At 66.2% G+C, this 20,750-nt stretch carries 16 protein-coding genes and 1 pseudogene; all 17 read right to left on the reverse strand.

The window, feature by feature from the left end:
• The 17 genes and pseudogenes from DM806_RS07800 to DM806_RS07880 all read right to left on the reverse strand — a co-directional run bounded on the left by DM806_RS07800 (window position 1) and on the right by DM806_RS07880 (window position 20,667).
• Window positions 1-747, reverse strand: coding sequence for an FkbM family methyltransferase (locus tag DM806_RS07800; protein ID WP_179042668.1), 747 nt, complete (start codon window positions 745-747; stop codon window positions 1-3).
• Entirely contained in the window at window positions 744-1,889 is a 1,146-nt protein-coding gene (locus DM806_RS07805) for a glycosyltransferase family 4 protein (RefSeq protein WP_179042669.1), read from the reverse strand. Before DM806_RS07805 ends, DM806_RS07800 begins: the two co-directional genes overlap by 4 nt.
• Window positions 1,886-3,199, reverse strand: coding sequence for a hypothetical protein (locus DM806_RS07810; RefSeq protein WP_179042670.1), 1,314 nt, complete (start codon window positions 3,197-3,199; stop codon window positions 1,886-1,888). Before DM806_RS07810 ends, DM806_RS07805 begins: the two co-directional genes overlap by 4 nt.
• Window positions 3,196-3,933 carry a class I SAM-dependent methyltransferase gene (locus DM806_RS07815; protein WP_179042671.1) on the reverse strand — a complete coding sequence of 246 codons (738 nt, stop codon included), beginning with the start codon at window positions 3,931-3,933 and terminating at the stop codon, window positions 3,196-3,198. The genes DM806_RS07810 and DM806_RS07815 overlap by 4 nt, the downstream gene beginning before the upstream one ends.
• Window positions 3,934-3,994: 61 nt before the next feature.
• Window positions 3,995-5,125, reverse strand: a complete 1,131-nt coding sequence (locus tag DM806_RS07820; protein ID WP_179042672.1) for a glycosyltransferase family 2 protein — start codon at window positions 5,123-5,125, stop codon at window positions 3,995-3,997.
• Window positions 5,126-5,129: 4 nt separating this feature from the next.
• Entirely contained in the window at window positions 5,130-6,536 is a 1,407-nt protein-coding gene (locus DM806_RS07825) for an exopolysaccharide biosynthesis polyprenyl glycosylphosphotransferase (protein WP_218647406.1), read from the reverse strand.
• 25 nt (window positions 6,537-6,561) lie between these two features.
• Window positions 6,562-8,457, reverse strand: coding sequence for an XrtA/PEP-CTERM system amidotransferase (locus DM806_RS07830; protein WP_179042673.1), 1,896 nt, complete (start codon window positions 8,455-8,457; stop codon window positions 6,562-6,564).
• 11 nt (window positions 8,458-8,468) lie between these two features.
• Window positions 8,469-10,004 carry an exosortase A gene (xrtA, locus tag DM806_RS07835; RefSeq protein WP_179042674.1) on the reverse strand — a complete coding sequence of 512 codons (1,536 nt, stop codon included), beginning with the start codon at window positions 10,002-10,004 and terminating at the stop codon, window positions 8,469-8,471.
• Complete coding sequence (locus tag DM806_RS07840; protein ID WP_179042675.1) at window positions 10,001-11,227, reverse strand: TIGR03087 family PEP-CTERM/XrtA system glycosyltransferase; 1,227 nt, start codon at window positions 11,225-11,227, stop codon at window positions 10,001-10,003. The genes xrtA and DM806_RS07840 overlap by 4 nt, the downstream gene beginning before the upstream one ends.
• Complete coding sequence (locus tag DM806_RS07845; RefSeq protein WP_179042676.1) at window positions 11,224-12,297, reverse strand: FemAB family XrtA/PEP-CTERM system-associated protein; 1,074 nt, start codon at window positions 12,295-12,297, stop codon at window positions 11,224-11,226. The genes DM806_RS07840 and DM806_RS07845 overlap by 4 nt, the downstream gene beginning before the upstream one ends.
• A gap of 15 nt (window positions 12,298-12,312) precedes the next feature.
• Window positions 12,313-13,383 carry a FemAB family XrtA/PEP-CTERM system-associated protein gene (locus DM806_RS07850; RefSeq protein WP_179042677.1) on the reverse strand — a complete coding sequence of 357 codons (1,071 nt, stop codon included), beginning with the start codon at window positions 13,381-13,383 and terminating at the stop codon, window positions 12,313-12,315.
• The gene (locus tag DM806_RS07855; protein WP_179042678.1) at window positions 13,380-14,225 is read right to left on the reverse strand and encodes an XrtA system polysaccharide deacetylase; all 846 of its coding nucleotides are present in this window, start codon (window positions 14,223-14,225) and stop codon (window positions 13,380-13,382) included. The genes DM806_RS07850 and DM806_RS07855 overlap by 4 nt, the downstream gene beginning before the upstream one ends.
• Window positions 14,226-14,987: 762 nt before the next feature.
• Window positions 14,988-15,935: pseudogene (locus tag DM806_RS27195) on the reverse strand (XrtA/PEP-CTERM system-associated ATPase); the annotation flags it as partial.
• A 22-nt stretch (window positions 15,936-15,957) separates the two neighbouring features.
• Window positions 15,958-17,559: a hypothetical protein gene (locus DM806_RS07865; RefSeq protein ID WP_179042680.1), complete on the reverse strand. Its 1,602-nt coding sequence runs from the start codon at window positions 17,557-17,559 to the stop codon at window positions 15,958-15,960.
• The gene (locus DM806_RS07870; protein WP_179042681.1) at window positions 17,556-18,485 is read right to left on the reverse strand and encodes a P-loop NTPase; all 930 of its coding nucleotides are present in this window, start codon (window positions 18,483-18,485) and stop codon (window positions 17,556-17,558) included. The genes DM806_RS07865 and DM806_RS07870 overlap by 4 nt, the downstream gene beginning before the upstream one ends.
• 14 nt (window positions 18,486-18,499) lie before the next feature.
• Window positions 18,500-20,020, reverse strand: coding sequence for an XrtA system polysaccharide chain length determinant (locus tag DM806_RS07875; protein WP_179042682.1), 1,521 nt, complete (start codon window positions 20,018-20,020; stop codon window positions 18,500-18,502).
• 2 nt (window positions 20,021-20,022) lie between these two features.
• Window positions 20,023-20,667 (reverse strand): XrtA/PEP-CTERM system exopolysaccharide export protein, encoded by a 645-nt coding sequence (locus DM806_RS07880; RefSeq protein ID WP_179042683.1) that lies wholly within the window; start codon window positions 20,665-20,667, stop codon window positions 20,023-20,025.
• Window positions 20,668-20,750: the final 83 nt, after the last annotated feature.

The raw sequence follows: 20,750 nt of genomic DNA on the forward strand, positions 1-20,750 counted from the left end.
TCAATCCTCGACCAGTGTCCGGTTGACGAAAATACCGTCCATTTCGACCAGCCGCGGGAAATGCCCCTTATTATTGGCGAAGAAGGCGGAGGGCACGAAGCCGCGCACCTCCAGCCAGTCGATCATCGCGCGATAGCCGGTGCCGCCTTCATAGATGGGGCGGACGCCCAGTTCCGTCTGCACGCCCAGCATCTTGCCCAGCACATCGCCCGCGCCTTCGCAGACCGACAGGTCATGGCCCTGCGTGTCCATCTTCAGGAAAGGCCGGGCAAAGCCATGCTGCGCCGCCAGTTCGGGCAGCATGCTGTCGAGGCGGCGGCACTGCATCTCCACCGTCTTCGTCACCTTGTTGCGATCGGCGAAGATGGCGTCCTGTTCGCCGGACGGCTTTTTCAGCGAACTGAACTGGTCTGCGGCCATGATATTGAAGCTGGCGGTACCGTCGAAGTCGGACAGAGCCATATTGAACACATGCCAGTTGCGGTCGGACGCGGCGGCTTTCTGCAATTCGGCGAACACGTCCGGGTTCGGCTCGAACGACAGGATCAGCCCCTTATAGCCCGCATCCTTGCGCACCATCGTCGCATATTGGCCGCGATTGGCGCCGACGTCGAACAGGCAGTCGACCGCGAAGGCCGACAGGAAGCGCTTCAATGCCTGCACTTCGGGATATTGATGGACGCGGCCCGAAAGGGCGAGGCGCACCGCCAGCCTGCGGTCGGCGAGTTCGCGCAGATAGCGGTTCATGCGCGCCCGGCCAGCACATGTTCGTAGATGCCGATCGTCGCCACCGCCATATCCTTCCAAGACCCCATTTCGTCACCATAGGCCCGCGCCCGCGCGCCATGCTCCTGCCTGATGGCCGCGCTTTCGATCAGCGGCAAGAGGGCTTGGGCAAGGGCGGGCGCATTTCCCGCCGCCGCGCGCACCGCGACGCCGTCGGGCAACTGGCCGAACATGCCGGCGTCGGACGTCACCATCGCCTTGCCATGGTGGAGCGCCGACAGGAATGCGCCGCTCGAATCAATATGGCGATAGGGGAAGACCAGCATGTCGGCACGCGTCATATGCGCGTCGAGCCGGCCTTCGGTCAGGAAGCCGAAATCGGTGATGAGCCGGTCGGCAAAACCGGCTTGCGCAACGGCGTCGGTCAGCGGCGCAACATCCATGAAGGGCTTGCCCGCCAGCGCCAGTTCAAAACGATAGCCCGCACGCCAGAGCTGGAGGCAGGCCTCGATGAGCAGGTCGACGCCCTTATAGGGGCGGATCGTGCCGAAGAAAAGCAGGCGCGGCAGGGTCGGCGTGGCGATGGCCGCGAGGTCTTGCGAGGATGCGGACGCAAGACGCATCGGCGGGTGCGGCGTCACATGGATGCGCGCCGGATCGACGCCCTGCCCGACCAGCGCATCGCGGGTCGTGTCGCCATGCACGACCAGCGCGTCGAACAGATCGAGCAGTGCGCGATAGCCCCGGCCCTGAAGCCCTGCATCGGCATGATAGGCGTCGGCATTATGGACGGTGTGGACCAGCGCAGTCCGGCCCTTCAACCGCTGGAGCATCAGGCGATCGGCGGGCGCGAGCGGGAGCCACTGGACATGGACCAGATCGGCGGAGAGCAGCGGACGGATGTCGCCCAGCGCGCAGGCCAGCCCATATTCCGCCGCCTTGGCGAGGCGGAAGGCGCGGCCCTCGCCCAGTCTGTCGCGCAGCGCTTCACTATGGCGGAAAAAGTGCGGGAGATAGGCATAGCCCTGCGGTGTGATGGCGTCGGTTGCGCGCATCGGGCGGCCAAGCAATGTCACCTCAGCCCCCTGCCCGGCCAGCGCCGCGCAAAGGCTGTCGTCATAGCGCCCGGTGAAGAGCGACGGATCGAGCATCGCGACCTTCATGCGCGCAGCAGCCGCTTGAGCGACAGGAGATGCAGCCCCGCCACGCCCAGCAGCGTCAGGGCGTAGAGCGCAAGGAAAGCGAGGTCGAAGCGGTCGGGCCAGAGCAGCAGCGCCAGCGGCGCACTCGCCAGCGACCCGGCGAGGAAGGGCAGCGAGCGCGCCAGCAACTGACTGAACCGTCCCAGCGCCGCCTGCACATAGACCGAGACGCAGAGAATGGTGAGCGCCGCCAGCGCAAGGATGATGAGGCCGATATCCGCCCGGTCGACCGCCGCGCGCCCGTCGAACAGGATCGCGAACAGCCGGTCGCCTGCCACCAGCAGCACCCCCGCGAGGGCTACCGCGAAGACCATCGCCGCGCCCAGTGCCCGCCGCAGCAATTGCCGGAGCCTTACCCGGTCCCCGGCATGAAAGGCGCGGGTGATGCGCGGCAGCGCGGCCTCGACCATCGCGCGCACCAGCATGGACAGCGATCTGGACATCTTGAAGAAGAAATCGAACACCAGCATCGGCCGCGCATCCGACGTCATCGCCGCGATGGTGAAATAGGGCGCATTATAGGCGATGATGTCCGACACGGTGAACGCCGCCGACGCGCCGATATCGCGCAGATAATGGGCGCGAACATGACCTCCCCCGACCCGGAAGGCGAGCCAGTGGCGGTGGGTCATGTTCAGCCGCCGATGAACATGGGCGATGGCATAGCCGATCACCACGATGCTCGCGATGAGTTGCAGCGCCACCGACAGGCGCGGGTCAAGTCCCGCCAGGATCGCCAGCAGCAGCCCGATCGTCACGACGCGGCGCGCGCAGTCCAGCCCTTCCCACAGGAAATTGCCATCCACCGCCGCCAGCGCCCGCTTGGCGAGCAGGCCCGGCAGGTTGAGGCAGGCCGACAGGAAGAAGAGCAGGAATAGCAGGGGCATCCCCGTCGCCAGCCATCCCATCAGGAGAGCGGCGATCAGGATCAGCGTTCCGCCTGCGACCAGCAGGCCGAGGAAGAGGAACAGCACGCCCATCTCCTCCAGCCGGAAGCCACCATCGGTCGCGCCTTCGCCGCTGTCACCGTCTCTGGCCAGCCAATGCTGGCGCAGCCGGGCGTAGATGATGCTGGTCAGGCCGAACTCGGCCGAAATGGTGAAATTGCCGAAGGCGACCAGTAGCAGGAAGGCCTGAAACTCGGCGATCGGCAGGACGCGCACGAAGACGAAGGTGACGGCAAAGCCCCAGATCAGCACCAGCCCGACATTGGCGAGCTTCACCAGGGCCAGGATGCGGGCGCTGCCCTCCATCCGTGCGAGACGGTTCATGCGGGCTTGCGCGCCCTGAACAGCCGATCGTCGAGGGCGTAGAAATGGCGGGTGGCGACGTCGATCGAGGCGGCGTCGATCTCCTCCAGTTCGAAACCGGCAGCGCGGATACGGTCGGCGAAATCAGGGCCGTACTGGCGGACATGGTCCCACTGGCCGAAGCGGCGTTCGCGTTCGCGCGGCGGGATGTCGAAGCTGCCATCCTCGGTCGGCTTGCCCCACAGCGGCACGATCAGCCACGCCTCGCCGCCGGGCTTGAGCGCCCGGAGGATGTTGCGCAGCACGGCCATGTCGTCTGGCACATGCTCCATCACATGGCTGGCGTAGAACAGGTCGTACCGGTCCGCGTCGTTGAGGTCCATCAGGTCGACGCGGTGCATGTTCGGCACGGTATAGCGCGCGGGGTCGAGATCGGCGGGCGCATAGTCGGCGGCGGCGGAGAAGCGCTTCACTAGGCTGCCCTCATTGGGCGCCATGTGCAGGATCGCGCCCTGCGCCGGTACGGTCAATGTCCCTTGCTGGATCAGCCAGTTCATCAGTCGCTCGCGCGGGGAGGCGCCGCATTGCGGGCATCCCCATTCGCCATTGTCGCCATAGCGGAAGAAACCGACCACGGTTGCGCCGCAGGCCGGGCAGCCGCGTGTTGCGCGCGCGCCCAGCGCCTTGCGGACTTTGAGCGCCGCCTTGGTCAGATGCTTGCCGGCGGCCTTGGCCACCCGCTGGACAGTAATCACGTCATTCTCCGCTTGGGGTCAGGATCGGCCTATACAATATCGCGCGGCCTTGGCGAGAGGGTCAGCGCGACTTGGCAGGGTTCCATGTCGTGACGGTGCGTCCGCTCATCGCCTTGAGTACGCCCTGCAGGGTGGCGGCATAGGCGATCAGCACGTCGACCAGCGCCGCGAGCGGGCCGCTTTTTGAGCGGACGCCGATCCAGACAGCGAAGACGACAATCAGCGCACCGGCCATGTAGAGCATGGGCGAGATGCGCAGCGCCAGCGCGCCAGCCGCCACCGCGCCGGTCAGGATGAAGACCCCGCCGAACCAGCGGACGATCTTCCGCGAGGCATATTTGAAACGGTCGATCGCCGCCATCTGCCGCAGTTGCGGGCGCAGGTGGTTGTGCGTGTGCCAGGCGCGCGCGGCGATCCGCACCTTGCGGCGATATTCGTCCTTGCGCGCCGTCACCAGCCGTTCGCGGGCGATGACGTCCTTCGCCTTGACCAGCCGCCTGCCCGCAAAGACCACCGCCATCGACACGGTGAGATCGTCCAGGACGCTGTCGGGAAAATCGGGATAGAGGCTGCGCCGGATCGAGAAGATGGAGCCATCCGCCCCCAGCACATTGCCGGTGCGCGATTCCTCGTCCTTCAGCTTCTCTTCCAGCCGCCAGTAGAGCGACCCGACCGAGGCGGTGGCGCTTTCGTCCGCGCCGATATAGTGGAGCGAGCCGAGTACGCCGCCGATCTGCGGATCGGCATAGCGGGCCAGCAGCCGCTCGACCGCTTCCTCATCCAGCAGCACATTGGCGTCCGTGAAGATCAGCACGTCGCCCCGCGCCCGCGCAGCGAGTTGCTTCATGCCGTGCGCCTTGCCGCTGCGACCGGGGCCGCGCAGCAGCGTGACGAGGTCGCCCTGTGCCGCGATCAGGTCTCCGGTGCCGTCGGACGATCCATCGTCGAAGGCGAGAAACTCCAGCGTAGGATAGCGACGCTTCAGCATCGCCAGATTGGCGAGCTTTTCCGGCATGGCGTCGGCTTCGTTATAGGCGCAGAAGAGCAGCGACGCGCTGGGCAGCGACCCCGCGACCGGCTGCTCCGGCCGTGTGGACAGCACGCGCAGGATCAGCGGGTAGAAGAGGAAGGGCCAGACCACCGCAATCAGGCAGCACAGCAGGACCGCGGCGAGGATCAGGTTGGTCGCCATCGGCTCAATAGGCCTTGTGGTGGACGAGCACGCCCAAGGTCGCCACGATGATCCGCATGTCGCGCCAGATCGACCAGTCGCTGACATATTCAAGGTCGGAGCGCAGGCGGTCGATCAGATCCTGATGATGGTCGGTCGCCCCGCGATGGCCGCGCACCTGCGCCAGTCCGGTCATGCCCGGCTTGATGCAATGCCGTTCCCAATAGCGGGCATCGACCTCCCAATAGAGGCTGTCGCCCGCCTTGGCGGCGGCGGCGTGGGGGCGCGGGCCGACGATGCTCATCTCGCCCTTCAGCACGTTGAACAGCTGCGGCAGTTCATCGATGCTGGTCTTGCGCAGGAAGGCGCCGACGCGGGTCACGCGATCATCGTCGCGCTTCGTGAGCGTCGCCGCCTTGTGATCGCTCGCCTCGGTGCGCATCGACCGGAACTTGTAGATGGAGAAGGGCCGCGCATCCTTACCGATGCGGGGCTGGCGGAACAGGATCGGACCGGGGCTGGTCAGCTTCACCGCAAGCGCGGCACCGATCAGGATCGGCGACAGGGCGATGGTGGCGATACTGGCGACGATCAGGTCGAACAGCCGCTTGATCAGGCGCGCACGGAACTGAAGCGGGCCTCCGGCGACGATTATGGTGGGCTGGCCGTCGAATTCGTCCACCCGCGCCGGGGCGAAGCGCAGCAGTTCGGGCACGACGATCTCGCCACGGGCGGAGAGCGACTTGAGCGCCGCCGACCAGTCGTCCATCCGTTCGAGCGGACAGGCGACGATCACCCGCTCCGCCATGCCGACCGCCGCCGCCAGCCGCGCGGCCATGTCGGCGTCATGCCGTTCGGGATGGAGATTGGCGTCATCGGCCTGGATGATGTCCATATGCGGGCCGGTCTCGATCGCGACCCCGTCCATGATGACGGCGGTCAAATGCGGCACATCGCCCAGCAGGCTGACCGCCAGCCGCGCGACGGCGATGCGGACGATCGCCAGCGTCGCCGCGCCCAGCAGGAGGCCGGTCAGGAAGGTCAGACGCGACAGCTGCTCGGCGATCTTGCCCAGATAGACGATCAGCAGCATCAGCAGCGCCGCCTGCGCCAATGCCAGCAGCGCGCGGGAAATGCCGCGCCGGACATGGTCCAGCGTGTTTATGCCATAGGCGCCGCCCTGCACCGCCAGCAGCGCGTAGAGCGGCGCGACCATGGCGAACATCACCAAGCCATGCGGCTTGCCTGGCTCACCCCAAAGCGCGCCCAGCACGAACCAGTTGGCGGCGAGAAAGGCGCAGAACAGCCCCGCCATGTCCCCCGCTAGGCACAGCGCATAGAGCCGCAGCCGCACGATTTCCTTGGAGACTGTCACTGATGCGCCCTGATTGTCGTCATGCGTCCCGTTGGCACCGGCGCGCGCGGGTTGCAAGGGGGCACGCTTATGCGGGCTGTGCCTAGACCCCGAACAATCGCGTCAGCGCCTTGTCCAGCATCAGCAATTGCCAGAGCAGCCGGCCATGATCGGACAGGCCGGCGCGATGATCGGCCGCGACCTTCGCCAGCATCTTCGTGTCGAACCAGCCGGTCTTCGCCAGCGCGGAGCCGCCCGCGATCGCGGTCGCCTCGCCCGCCAGCGCGCCGCGGAACCAGGCGCTGATGGGGGTCACGAAACCCATCTTCTGGCGATAGAGTATGTCCTGCGGCAGGAACGGCTCCATCGCCTTCTTCATGAGATATTTGCCGCTATTGCCGCGAATGCGCTGGGCGACGGGCAGACGCGCGGCGAACTCGACCAGCCGATAATCCAGCAGCGGCTCGCGCGCTTCCAGGCTGACGGCCATGCTCATCCGGTCGGTCTTGGTCAGGATGTCGCCGGGCAGCCAGATGCGGATATCGGCATATTGCGCCTGGTCGAGCGCGTCGCGCGCGGGTGCATCCGCCATCGCCTTGATATAGCGATCCTCGGCCCGATAGGCGCCAAGGCGGCTCTTCATCTCCTGGCTGAACAGGCGCTGGCGCAGGGCTGGCGGCGTCACGCCAACCGAGGCGGCATAGGCCTCGCCGCCCTCGCCCGCCAGTTCGAGGAAGGTCGATTTGGCGCGCAGGAAGCGCGGCGCCCAGTCGGCCTTGGGATAGTGGCGGCCGAGCGTGCCGAACAGCGGCTGGCGGACTGACGCCGGGATCATCGACCGCAGCCGTTCCCCCTGCATCTGGAAACGGTGGCGGCGATAACCGGCGAACGCCTCATCGGCGCCGTCGCCGGACAGGGCCACCGTCACCTGCTCGCGCGCCAGTTCGCAGACGCGATAGGTGGGCAGCGCGGAGGCATCGGCGAAAGGCTCGTCGAAATGGAAGGCCAGCGTGTCGATCAGCCCGTAATCGTCAGGCGACACGACCCGGCTGCGATGATCGGTGGCGAAGCGGCGGGCGACGCGATCGGCATAGGCCGTTTCGTCCAGGCTGGCGACGTCGAAGCCGATGGTGCAGGTCTTGACCGCGCGGGTCGAGGCTTCGGCCATCAGCGCGACGACGCTGCTGCTGTCGACACCGCCCGACAGGAAGGCGCCGAGCGGCACGTCCGACACCATGCGGGAACGCACCGCCTGCCGCATCAGCGCGACCAGTTCCTCCTCCAGCGCTTCGGGCCTGGCCTTGCTGCGGTCGGCGAAACTGACGTCCCAATAGCGTTGCGGCTGCGGCAGGGGGCGACCGCGCACCAGCCGCAGAGTCTCGCCCGCGCCCAGCTTGCGCACGCCCGCGACCAGGCAGGCGTCGTCGGGCACATAGCCGTAGGCCATATAGTCCTCGACCGCCGACAGGTCCGGCGCGCGGCGCAGCAGCGGATGGGCAAGCAGGCTTTTCAGTTCCGATCCGAAGATCAGGCTGCCATCGGACAGCAGGGCATAATGAAGCGGCTTCACCCCCAGCCGGTCGCGCGCCAGCCAGAGCGATTGCGCGCGCGCGTCGAACAGGGCGAAGGCGAACATGCCGTTGAAGCGGCTGACGCATTCCTCGCCCCATTGGCGATAGCCATGCAGGATGACTTCGGTGTCGCTGCTGGTGCGGAAGACATGGCCCTTCGCCTCCAGATCGGCGCGCACCTCCGCGAAATTGTAGATTTCACCGTTGAAGACGACCGCGAGGCTCTCGTCCTCGGTCAGCATCGGCTGCGCGCCGCCGGCCAGATCGATGATCGACAGGCGCAGATGGCCAAGGCCGACGCCCGGCGCGGTCCAGATGCCGCTGCCGTCCGGGCCGCGATGCGGCATCACGTCCAGCATGGCGCGGACCCGCGCGGGATCGACCGGCTTGGCCGTTTCGAGGTGGAAGATGCCCGCTATGCCGCACATGCGAAAGACCTCTAGCGGATACTGATGCTGCGGTCAGCCAAAACCCGCACGTCGCCCAGATCGGTCAGGAAGGCGGATATGGCCTTGTCGGAGGGGCGGCCTTCCACCTCTTCTGCCGATACGAGGATGGCGACGGCGCGCTGGTCCTGTCCCAGCAGGCGAGCCTTCATCGTTTCCAGCTTGACCGTCGGTTTGCTGCCGGTCGGCATACCGTCGCCCACGACATAGAAGCTCACCACATGGCGGACCACCGGGCCGGGCGCGGTGATCTGCTCGCCGCGCGCTTCGACGGGCGCGCGAGCGGGCGAAGACCAGACCCATTCGCTGTCGGGATCGGCCGCCCCCTGACCGAAGCCGACCAGTTCGCGCTGATCCTCCTGCCGGTCATAGGTGGCGATGGCGAGGTCCACCACCTGCCCATTACTGTTGGTGTAGCGGCCGCTGACGAAATGATCCGCCCCGTCGAAGCGAGGTTTCCACGGATAGGCCTGCGGCGCGCCGGTGCGGCTCCAGCCCTCGACCGACGGCATTTCCAGCACCGGCGGCAAGGGATCGGCGGCGGCGGCGGTGGCGGCGAGCCAGAGCGGCGCGGCGATGACCAGCGTCAGTGCGCCGCCCACGACCTTGCCCACCGGGCCGCCACCCTCGTCTTCCCGCTGGAGCGCACGCGGGTCGAACCAGGGATCGCCGGGCTTGCGGTCGAAAAAGGGCCAGGCGGTCGCCATGACGACGATCATGATGATCGCGAAGAAAACCCAGCCATAGACGACATGGTCGAAGCCGACCGCTGCGTCGACCGTTGTCAGATGCGCGACGAGGATGGTGGCGAAGGCGCGGACGCCATTGGCCAGCACCGACAGGCCGAGCGCACCGGCCATGAAGAGGATGCGGCGCGACCAGCGGGTGAAACAGACATTGCAGACCAGCGCACCATAGGCGGTCATGGCGATCAGGAATTTCGCGCCGGAACAGGCTTCGGCCACCTCGAAATAGCCGGTCGGCGTGGTGATGAAGATGCCCTCCATATGCGCCGGCACGCCCGACAGGTCGAGCAGCAGCATGGCGAGCCGCGCCGTCACCAGTTGCAGCGGCGGCACGATCTCCTCGCCGAAGGGGACCATGAAGAAGGCGTAGAAGAGCGGAAAGAGCAGCGCGCGGGCGACCGCCGGGCCGAGCAATGCAATGGTCGCGCCCTGAAGCATGACGATCAGCGCGCCATGCCGGATCATCGCCACGCCCGCCGCCGCGCCCAGCAGCCAGGCAAAGGCGCCCGCGCCCAGCCAGAGCAGCCCCGGCGCCCAGGCCATCGGTTGCAAGGCGCGCAGCCCCTGCAGGCGCTGCTGCACCAGCCAGGCGATGAGAAAGGGAATGAAGAGGCAATGGCCGAAGGTGGAAGCGTTCCACCAGATCGACAGCATCGTCCCGACATCGTCGAGGAAGAGCGACAATATGACGAACGCAACGACGCCCAGTGCCGTCAGATGACCGCGCCAGCCGGTCAGGTCGATGAGCGGCAGGCGATCGGGTGCGATGGCGCGATCGGTCATGCGACCAGCGCCTCACCCAACAGCAGGTCGGGCAGACGATCGAGCGTCGCCGACCAGCGATAGCGCTGCTCCATCCGCGCCCGCGCTGCCCGCCCCAGCGCTGCCGCGCGGGTCGGGTCGGCGAGCAGGGCGATGATCTTTTCCGCTTCCTGCGCGGGGTCGTTGGCGACCAACAGATGCGCGTCGTGGCTGGCGTCAATGCCTTCGGCGGCCTGCGACGAGGCCACCACCGGACGCGCCATCGCCATCGCTTCCAGCACCTTGTTCTGGATGCCGCGCGCGATCCGCAGCGGCGCGACAACCACGTCCGCTGCCGCCAGCCAGCCGCGCACGTCGGGCACGCCGCCAGTCACGATCACGCCGGGCAGGTCTGCCAGCGCCCCCACCGATTTGACCGGGTTGCGACCGACGATGGCGAAGCGGGCTTCGGGATGGGCGGCGCGGATCGCAGGCAAGGTGTCGCGGGCGAAGCTCTCTACCGCCTCGACATTGGGGCGATAATCCATCTGCCCGGTGAAGACGAGTAACGGCCCCTGTCCCAAATCAAGCTCCGCATCGACCGGCGCGAAATCGGCGGCGGCATCGAAATAGTCGAGCGCAACGCCATTTTCGATCGCGACCACGCGGCGCGCATCAAGGCCGGTGGCGGCGCGAAACATCTGTGCTTCGGCCTCGCTCACGAAACTGGAGACGGCGGCGCGATCGGCGATGCGCCGTTCGAAATCGAACAGCAGCCGTCCCTCGCGCCGGTTGATCCAGGCCATGGGACCGCTGCCCTGCGCGCCATAGGTCGCATATTTGGCCGAATCGAAGTCGACGAAATCCATCATGAAGCGGATGTCGCGCGGGAGTATGGGCACGAAATGCGCCATCTGCGCCGAATAGGCGAAAACCGCGCGGATCGGCCGATCCGCGAGCGTGCGGGCGACCCACTGATGCAGGCCGGGATGATCGAACAGCGAAATCAGCAACGACTGGTGTTTTGCAAGGCCGGTAAGGCCGGCGACGATCTTCGACCGATCGCGCATCAGCACGCACTGGCTGGCGGCGACCTGCGCCAGTTCGCCGGCAAAGCCCATGTCGCGATCGTCGTCCGCGAAGCAGCCGACATGAACCGGCGCCACCTCCGCCAGCCTTTTCAGGATATGGCAGGAGCGGATCTTGTCGCCACGATCCGGCGGGAAGGGGATGCGGTGGCAGAGGAAGAGTATCTCGCCCGTCACCCCAGCCCTCGCGCGATATGCGGGCCGATCAGGTTGGCGATCGGCTCGGGCAGCTTCTTCCACAGCTCGACCTTGCGCCGATATTGAGGCGAGAGCGGATTGACGTCGCGCGTCTCATGTCCCGGCGCGGTGCGGAGGTGATAGCCGAGCGGTTCGCCTTCGAAACCCCATGTCTTCTTCCACGCCGCGGGACCGGTGCCGACCTTCGACCGGCCGAAATCGAATGTCGTGCAGCCGCGTTCCCGCGCGCTGCCCATCAGCTGGAAATAGAGCGCCTCATTCGATCGCATCGTCCGCGCGCCTTCCGCCGCACCGTGCCAATAGGGCATGCAGGCGCCGCGATGATAGAGGCTGATGACGGCCGAGAGCGGCTTTCCGTCCTTCGACACCATGGCGATGTCTGCGCCATCGCCAAACCGATCCAGCACAGCTTCGAACAGGCCGCGCGGGAAGACCGGGGTGCCCAGATTGTGCACGCTATGGGCGTAGAGCCGATAGTGGATGTCGCGAAGCCTCCTGTCGCGGCCGATCTCGAACGACAGATCATTGGCCAGCCCCTTGCGGATTTCCGCGCGGTGCCGCTTGGGCACGCCCTTGAGTTCCGCTTCGTCATCGACAGCGAGCGGTCGGGAAAAGCCGAGATAGGCATCGGCCTTGTTTTGCCAGACGGCGTCGCCGGGCGCTTCGCCGCCGCGCAGTTCCAGGGTGGTGCAACCCAGCTTTTCCGCCAGCGTCCAGGCGGCATCAGCCAGCGCCGTCCCGGCCCGGCGATGATCGGTCAGCAGGCCGCCGTCGACGGCGAAGCCGCTGCTTACCAGCGCCCGGCCGAACAAAGCCGACCGGATATGGGTGAGCGGCAAAATGCCCGCGATCGCGCCATAGGGCTTGCGCGCGACCAGCATCTTCGCCTTCTGCCCGGTCCCTGCTTCGACGCCCATGATCCAGCCGGGGCGATGAAAGGGCGTCGATTGCGGATGCGCCAGCACCCATCGATCAATCTCCCCGACCACCACCGGATCGGACAGACGGGCTTCTTCGACGATGACGGACAGGTCAACTATGGCGTTCATGCGCAGTCCCTCCCCTCAACCAAGGCCGCGGGCGATCAGGGGACCGACCAGATTCGCGACCGGCAGAGGCAATTTCTTCCAATATTCGATTCGACGTTGATATTTGGTGCTGCCGGGGTCGATGTCGCGCTCGCGGCCATCCGCCGACCAGCTATGATAGACGATGGGGCGCGGTTCGAAGCCGAAGCTCTTCTTCCAGCCCGCCTGCCCGCTGCCAGCCTTTGACCGGCCGAAATCGAACAGGGTCATACCACGCGCCCGGCCATGTTCCATCAGCCGGAAATACATGAGTTCATTGGATCGCAACCGCCGCGCATCGCCGATACCACCGCCCCAATAGGGCATGACCCGCCCGTTATGATACAGGCTCAGCACCGCCGAAACCGGTCTTTCCCCTTCCCGCACGACCAATATGTCGGCATCCGCCGCGAACCTGTCGAGCACGGCACGGAACAGCCGCGCCGGAAAGACCGGCGTGCCGAGGTTACGGACGCTGGTCGCATAGACATGATGATGGTCGCGCAGGTGGCGCGCTTCACGGCCGACATCGACCGTCAGGTCCGGATTGGCCAGCGCCTTGCGCAGTTCGGCGCGATGCTTGCGCGGTACGGCCAGCAATTCCGCTTCCGTATCGCTGGCGATCGGGCGGGTGAAGCCCACATGCTGGCCTTCCCGGCGTTGCCAGCCCGCGCCGGGATCCGCGCCGCCGCGTAATTCCAGCGACAGCTTGCCCCGCGTGCGCGCCAGTTCCTGCGCCGCCACGGCGAGCGCCGCCACGACATTCTCATCATCCGCCAATATGCCGCCATCGACCGCGAAACCGGTCGATACCAGCGCCTGCCCGAACAAGGCGCTTTTGATATGATGCAGCGGCAGAAAGCCGATGATCCTACCCGAAGGCCCGATCGCCGCCAGCGGCAAAGCCCGGTTCCCGGTCGCTTCCTCGATCGCGCCGAGCCAGGCGGGACGGTGGAAGGGGGTTCCGGCGGCCTGGCCCATCACATAGGCATCGACCGCCCGCGCCTGCACCGGGTCGCGCAGGTCGAGCATGGTTATCGACAGGTCGCCGCCATTGCCTCCGCTCATGCAGTGCGCGCCGCTTCGGCATCGGCCAGCGCATCGACCCGCGTCCAGGCGAAATCCTGTGTCAGGCGGCGCAGCTTGGCCGCCATCACCGACAGATTGCTGTAATGGCGCAGGCGCGACCGCAGCGGCGCATCGGCGACGCGCGGCTGATCGGGATCGATCTCCCAGGGATGGAAATAGATGATCGCGGGTCGCCCTGCCTGCTGATTGACCTGCCGGATCGCCCAACGCGAAAAGCCATAGGGCAACAGGCGGAAAAATCCGCCGCCGCCCGCCGCCAGCGTGCGCCTGCCCCATTTGGCGGTCGTCACGGGCAATTCCACCAGCGGCGAATCCTTCACCGGCTTCCAGGCGAAGCGCGGGGAATCGGGCCAGCCATAATGATCGTGCCGGATCGGCGCGACGCTGGAGGAATAGCGATAGCCCTCCTCCGCCAGAACCATGTGCGCCCAGGGCGTGCGCGGATCGATGGAGAAGCTGGGCGCGCGATAGCCGGTTACGGCCTGCCCGCTCGCATCCTCCAGGATAGCGCGGGCCTTGCGCAGGTCGGCGCGGAACTGGTCGGCGGTGAAGGTGAAGACGCGGGCATGATCATAGCCATGGCTCGCCACCTCATGCCCGGCCTCGGCAATGCGCCGCATCAGCGCGGGATAGCGTTCCGCCACCCAGCCCAGCGTGAAGAAGGTCGCCTTCACGCCCGCCTGCGCGAACAGGTCGAGCACGGCATCGGTATTGCCTTCGACCCGATGGATCAGCCCGTCCCAGTCGACGCGATCGATCGTACGCTCGAATGCGCCGACCTGGAACCAGTCTTCCACATCGACGGACAGGGCATTTTGCATGCTTGCCTCGCTCAGCGTCGATCAGTGGGCGCGGGCGACGGCCGCGTCCTGATCGGCATCGGCCATCCGGTCTTCGCGCTCGACCCATTCGACCAGCATGGTCAACACCCGCCGCAACGCCGTATCCTGCTCCTCGGCCCGGAATTCCAGGGTGGACAGGCGTTCCTCTACCAGGGTGAAACAGTCCTTGAGCGCTTCCGGATCAACCGTCGGGACCGGCGCGCCAAAAGGCACATGGGACTGCATCGCCCGCAGCGAAGCGATTTCGGCACGGAGCGCGGCGATTTCATCCTGCATGTCACGACGAAGGGCATCGAGCGTTTCCTGCGGTTGCATATCATCGACAGGTTCGACCGGCGCATCGAAGGCGTCGACGACGTCCATGGTCGGCGCGGCGGGCTCCGCTGCGGCAAGCGTTTCGGCCTCCTCCGGCGCGTCAGTGTCCGTGCCCGTATCCGTCTCGACGAACTCCTCCGTCACATCCTGATCTGCGACTGCATGGTCGGTGGCAGGTTCGGCGAAAGGCGCCGCGAACCGCGCGAACGGGACCACCCGCTCGTCTCCCGCTTCTTCCACGCTGTCAACGGCGCTGGCGAAGCGTGCACTGGAAAGGAAGCGTGGCGCATGGTCCGGCTCTTCCAGGGCCAGCGGCTCGTCCTCATCCTGATCCACGACCGGCCAAGGCGCCGGCGAATCGGCGACCGTTTCGGATTGCTCTGCTTCGGCCGCTTCCAACGTCCCGTCGGCTTCCGTAGCCTCGAGCGGCACAGCCTCGACAAGCACAGTCTCTTCCGACGCAGCCTCTTCAGGCCCAGTCTCTGCAAGACCAGTCTCTTGCAGTTCCGCCGGCTCATCGACCCGGTCCAGCACGGACGGCTCGATCGGTTCGGGGAGCGCATCGACATCCAGTCCCATGTCGGCGACCACGGCCGCCACGACATCGGCATCGATCTCCTGCAGTTGCTCGATCGCGCCGAGCAGCAGCACGCGGCTGACCAATGCGTTGAGACGCCGCGGCACACCGCCCGTCGCGGCATAGAGGGCGGCAAAGGCCGCAGGGGTGAAGGACGGATTGCCGGTCCAGCCCGCCACGCCCAGACGGTGCAGGATATAGGGTTCGACCTCGCGCGGCATCATCGGTTCCAGATGATGGGTGGCGATGACGCGCTGGCGCAGCTGTTCCAGTTCGGGCGACTTGAGCAGGTCGCGAAATTCGGGCTGGCCTAGCAGGAAGATCTGCAGCAACGACTGCCCGCCCAGCTGGAAATTGGACAGCATCCGCAGTTCCTCGATCGCCGAGATGCCGAGATTCTGGCCTTCGTCGACGATCAGCAGGCTGCGCCGTCCGGCGCGGGCCTGCGTGTGCAGGAAGCTTTCGATCCGCTGAAGCGTCGCGGCCTTGGTAAGGCCTTCCGTTTCAAGCCCGAAGCTTTGCGCGGCGAGGCGCAGCATGTCGTCGCCCTCGACCTGGGTCGATACGATCTTGACTGCGGTCAGGCGCGAGGGATCGATCGTCTGCATCAGATGGCCGACCAGGGTGGTCTTGCCCGCGCCGATATCGCCGGTGATGACGATGAAGCCTTCCCCCTGCGCCAGGCCATAGCCGAGATAGGACAGCGCCTTGCGGTGCGTCGCGCTCTCGAAATAATAATGCGGGTCGGGCGTCAGCTGGAACGGGCGGCCCTGCAATCCGTAGAATTGATCGTACATTTCTTCGTCTCCCGGGTGCCAGCTAGAAGCTGTAGCGCAGGCCGACCTGCCCCATGGCGCTGATGACAGTGTCGAGATCGTCGGCTTTGGCCCCGTCGATGCCGACGGAGGCCGATGCCGACAGGCGGCGGCTCAAACCCTTGAAATAGCTGGTGAACGCACCGTAGTTCAGGATATCTGGCCGGGCGTCGCTGGCGTCGAAATAATTGACGTAGACGACCGTATCGAGGCTGTCGCTGTCGCTGAATCTGTAGTTCGCCGACGCATTGCCGAACCAGTTCTCGTCCCTTGAGCCACGGATGAACACGGCCTGCCCCTGCGGCGTGATGAACTTGCGCTGCGAATAGCCTGCGCCGAGGCCCCAGCCCCATGGGCCGCGCTGCAACGCATATTGGGCCGACACGCCGCGATAGCGGAAATTATTGCCGGTTATGCCCGACAGCGCATCGTTGAAGCATTGCCCCCCGCCGGTCGCCGAGAAGGCGCAGCCGGTCAGGTCGCCGGTGAAGGGATTGCGCACGACGTTGAGGTTGCTACCCGACAGGGCGGCGACGTCGCCCATGATCATCCGGCCGAAACTGTCGATGCCATCGAACACGACCAGCGAGAAATTGCTGTCGCGGCCCTGCCAGAGGAAGCTGCCCTGATAGGTCATGCCGCCATAGCGTTCGCCGACCCGCGCCTGAAGCGAGGTGCGGTGGCTGGGCCGCCAGAGCACGCCCACATCCCAGATGATGTCGTCAAATTCGTAGACCAGCGCGCGCGGCGAGCTTTTGTCGGTGACATAGCGGCCATTGCGGACGACAGGCACGCCGGTCGTGTCGAGCACCGGCGAGCGCTGGCTGATCTCGATATTCTCATAGCCGATGCCGCCGAGCAGCGCGACGGTGCGCGACACGGGCAGCGTGGCGTCCAGCCTGCCCCAGCCATCCTCGAACCGCTGGTCGAGCTGGCTCGCATCCTCCCGGTCGTAGCCGGCGCTGGCGGTGAGGCCCGCCGGCAGCACCGTGCCGGGCGCGAAGCCGACCGAGCCGAGCAGGTTGTGGCTCCAGCTGTCAGCGAAGGAGCCGCTGGGCAGCGCACCGGGGATATCCGAATTGACGTCATCCTCGACCCGCGCATAGCCGAGGCGATAGGAGCCGTTGACGGTGAAGTCGCCGAGCTGCGTCGTATAGGATGGCCCGACATAGCCGGCATAGACCTGGCTGGTGAAGCTGTCGTTGAGCGCGGTGGCGCCCGACAGGCCATCGGTCCGCACCCGCGTCGCGAGGCCGCCGGCATTGAGCGACAGGCCGCGCGCGACATTGACGCGCGTGCTCAATATGCCGCTGATGACGTCCTGATCGGTTGCCTGACTGCCCCAGCCGAAACTGTGATTATATTGGGCGTCGATGGTCGCTTCGACCCGGCGATTGCGCACCTCCGCCGTCACGCCTGCCGTGACATTGGTATAGGTCAGGACGTCGCCATCCCCCTTGAGCGGCGCCATGACGACCTGATCGATGCCCAGATAGGGCACGACGTTGAGGCGCTGGTCCTGACGCGACGATTGGGCGAGCGCCGGCATGGTCATGGTCGCCAGCGCAATAAAGGACGTACCCGAAATCCAGTGGCGCACGCTCATGGCTGCGCTTCCCCCTTGGTATAATAGCTGCCGAAACGACGGCCGCCGGTAAAGCGGACGGCGTTGAGCAGCAGTTGCACCTGCGCGCCGCCCTTCAGCATCGAAGCGGCTTCGCGCACGGCGCTCTCACTCGTCCTGTCGGCGCGCACGACCAGCAGCGCGATCGCGGCATGGCTGGCGAGCACGGCGGCGGGCGACGCCGCAAGCAACGGCGGCGAATCGAAGATCAGGATGCGGTCGGGCCGCCCCTCGGTCAGACGCGCGAGCAGTTGCTGGGTGCGGGCCGAAGCCAGATATTCGGTATCGTTGTTGCTGCGTTCGCCGGCAGGCAGGACCGACAGCGACGGCAAGTCGGTGCGGATGATGATATCCTCGATCGCGATCGAGGGATCGGCCAGCGCATCCATCAGCCCCGGCCCGCCGGTCAGCCCCAGCTTCGCCGGAATGCCGGGCTTGCCGAAGTCGGCGTCGACCAGCAGGATCTCCCGGTCCTTTTCCGCCGCAAGGCTGAGCGCCAGATTGATCGCGCAGAAGCTCTTGCCGTCGCCGCTATGCGCGGAACAGACGAGGATGCGGTTGCCGCGCGGATTGGCCTGCAACTGGGACAGAAGGTCACGCTTGAGCAGGCGGAACTCTTCGCTCATCGCGGTCACGGGGCCGTCAGGTTGCAGATAGCCCGCCTCGCTGAGCGCCGCACGGTCGATCGGCTGGACCGGGCCGGTCCAGGCGGGCGCACGGAAGGCCGGTGCAGGAGCAGGGGTTGCAGGCACAGCCGGCTCGACCGGCGCAGCTGGCGCCGGTGGCAGGTCCGCCGACACATCGACCTTCGGCGCGGCGCGGCCTTTCAGCGCGGCGCCGAAATCATAGATTTCGGTCGCGCGCTCGATCAGCGATCCGCGGCCCTTCATGGAACTATGCTGGTTCATGGGGTCGCGCTCCTTCACGCCATGCCACGCTGGACAAATTCGACGACGATCAGCAGCAGGCAGACGGCCGCCAGACCGCCGCTTGCGCCCGCAAACCATTTGAGCCGCTGCTTTTCCACCGCGGTCTGCGCGGCGTTGCGCATCTGGCTGATTGATCCGGCGACGGGCAGGCCCACCGCCTTTTCCAGCCGCGCGGCGGTCGGGAACGTGCCCTTGAGCTGGCCAAGGGCAAAGGCGACGCCGATCCCCGCGCCGATGCCGACGATCAGCACGCCCAGCAGCAGCAGCGGCCGATTGGGTGCGGACGGCGCGGTCGGGGCGCTGGGCGGCTGGATAACGCGGAATTGGACGGAGCCGGTTTCGGTCTTCACCTCGCCGCGCAGGCGGATTTCCTCGCGATCGCTTGCCAGCTTGTCATATTGGGTCTTGAGCGCCGCATAATCGCTTTCGATCTTTTCCTGCTCGGACGCGATGCCCGGTTCGTCGACCTGCTTCGACATCATGATGTTGAGGTCGCTCTGCAACTGCGCCTTGCGGGTCTGGAGCGCCTGCACGGTCGCGGCGCGCTCCGCCTGCATCGACTTGATCGACAGGTAGGCGGGATTGGGCGTGCCGCCCGCTCCGCCCGCACTGCCACCACCGGCCCGGCGCAGGGCGTCGACCTCGCGCTGGGCGGCGATCACGTCGGGATGGCTCGCGGTCCAGCCGCGTGCGCGCATGGAGGCGAGATTGGCCTGCGCCTGCGCCAGCGGCGAAGCGCCGCCCGATGCGCTGACGCCCGGCAGCGATTGCGGCGTGCCGGCCAGCTGGCCATTCATCGCCGACAGCGCGCTCTGCGCCTGTACAAGCTGCGAATCGATATTGCTGATTTCCGCACGCGCCGCGTCCATGCGCTGGCTGATCGATCCCGCGCCCGGCAACAGGCCGATATAGCGCTGGGTAAATTCGACACGGCGCTGGTCGGCCGCTTCCAGTTGCTTGCCACGTGCGGCGATCTGCTGGTCGAGGAAAGCGAGGCTCTGCTTCGTCTCGTTACGATCGCCCGACAGATTTTCTTCCTGGAAGATGTCGATCAGCTTCTGCACCACCTGCTGGGCGATGCGCGCGTTGGCGCCGTCCGACAGGCCCGAATCGGCCGACACGGCGCTGATGTCGATCATGCTGGGATCGGCCTGCGCCATGACGGTGATATTCTCGCGCAGGGTCGTGATCTTCGCGGCGATGTCGCGAGGGCCGGACACGCTCTGCGACAGATCGGTTTCGCGCACGACCTTTTCGAGATTTTCCGCGCTGGCCAGCGTGCTGCGCACCCGGTCCAGATCCTGCTGCGACTGGACCTGGGTGATGCCCATCTTGTCTTCCAGCAGCGACTGGGTGTTCACATAGACCCGCGCCTTGGACTGGTAGCTGTTGGGGATCAGCGCCACGCCCAGCCAGCCGAGCATGCACAGGCCCCAGGCCACGCCCAGCGCGATCCAGCGCCGGCTCCAGATGCCGTGCAGCAGCACCAGCAATTCGTCGTACAGTCCCGCCATGGTCAGAACATGCTTTCCGGAATGATGATGACGTCGCCGGGCGCCAGCATGACGTTGGCCTTGGTGTCGCCCTTCTTGAGCAGATCGTTCAGGCGAACCTGATATTCCTTCTGCTTGCCGCTATCCTTGTCGAAGCGGACCAGACGCGCACGATTGCCCGCAGCATATTCGCTGAGCCCGCCGACGGAGATCATCGCGTCGAGCAGCGTCATGTTCGCGCGATAGGGAATGGAGGCCGGCTTTTCCGTCGCCCCCACGATCCGCACCTGCTGGCTGAACGTGCCGCTGAAATTGTTGACGATCACCGATACCAGCGGATTTTCGATATATTGGGTCAGCGCCAGCTTGATATCGTCGGCCAGCATCTTGGGCGTCTTGCCCACGGCCGGCATGTCGGTGATCAGCGGCGTGGTGATGCGTCCGTCGGGGCGCACCTGTACTTTCGCGCCCAGTTCGGGATTGCGCCAGACGAAGATGGTGAGATCGTCGAGCGGGCCGATAATATATTCCTCGCCCGGCCCCTCCTGCGTCGACACGAAGGATGCGGGGGGCAATTGCGGCCCGGACGGCGCGGAAGCGCAGCCCGACAAGGCCAAAGCGGGCAATGACGCACCGATCAGAAGCCTGGAAACCGACACGAAACGCATAATCTCACCCCTTATCGTCGCCCCGAACGACCCACCGCCAAGGAGGTGCAGGCGGTCGATCGTCACGGTGCTTTGGGGTCTTC

This window comes from Sphingobium lactosutens, from assembly GCF_013393185.1.
Taxonomy (GTDB): Bacteria; Pseudomonadota; Alphaproteobacteria; order Sphingomonadales; family Sphingomonadaceae; genus Sphingobium; species Sphingobium lactosutens_A.

Coding starts and splice junctions, on each gene's coding strand:
- DM806_RS07845 (WP_179042676.1), bottom strand. CDS start 12,297: ATGAACGCCATAGTTGACCTGTCCGTCATCGTCGAAGAAGCCCGTCTG.
- DM806_RS07820 (WP_179042672.1), bottom strand. CDS start 5,125: ATGGCGACCAACCTGATCCTCGCCGCGGTCCTGCTGTGCTGCCTGATT.
- DM806_RS07855 (WP_179042678.1), bottom strand. CDS start 14,225: ATGCAAAATGCCCTGTCCGTCGATGTGGAAGACTGGTTCCAGGTCGGC.
- DM806_RS07800 (WP_179042668.1), bottom strand. CDS start 747: ATGAACCGCTATCTGCGCGAACTCGCCGACCGCAGGCTGGCGGTGCGC.
- DM806_RS07875 (WP_179042682.1), bottom strand. CDS start 20,020: ATGGCGGGACTGTACGACGAATTGCTGGTGCTGCTGCACGGCATCTGG.
- DM806_RS07865 (WP_179042680.1), bottom strand. CDS start 17,559: ATGAGCGTGCGCCACTGGATTTCGGGTACGTCCTTTATTGCGCTGGCG.
- DM806_RS07810 (WP_179042670.1), bottom strand. CDS start 3,199: ATGAACCGTCTCGCACGGATGGAGGGCAGCGCCCGCATCCTGGCCCTG.
- DM806_RS07880 (WP_179042683.1), bottom strand. CDS start 20,667: ATGCGTTTCGTGTCGGTTTCCAGGCTTCTGATCGGTGCGTCATTGCCC.
- DM806_RS07870 (WP_179042681.1), bottom strand. CDS start 18,485: ATGAACCAGCATAGTTCCATGAAGGGCCGCGGATCGCTGATCGAGCGC.
- xrtA (WP_179042674.1), bottom strand. CDS start 10,004: ATGACCGATCGCGCCATCGCACCCGATCGCCTGCCGCTCATCGACCTG.
- DM806_RS07850 (WP_179042677.1), bottom strand. CDS start 13,383: ATGAGCGGAGGCAATGGCGGCGACCTGTCGATAACCATGCTCGACCTG.
- DM806_RS07805 (WP_179042669.1), bottom strand. CDS start 1,889: ATGAAGGTCGCGATGCTCGATCCGTCGCTCTTCACCGGGCGCTATGAC.
- DM806_RS07830 (WP_179042673.1), bottom strand. CDS start 8,457: ATGTGCGGCATAGCGGGCATCTTCCACCTCGAAACGGCCAAGCCGGTC.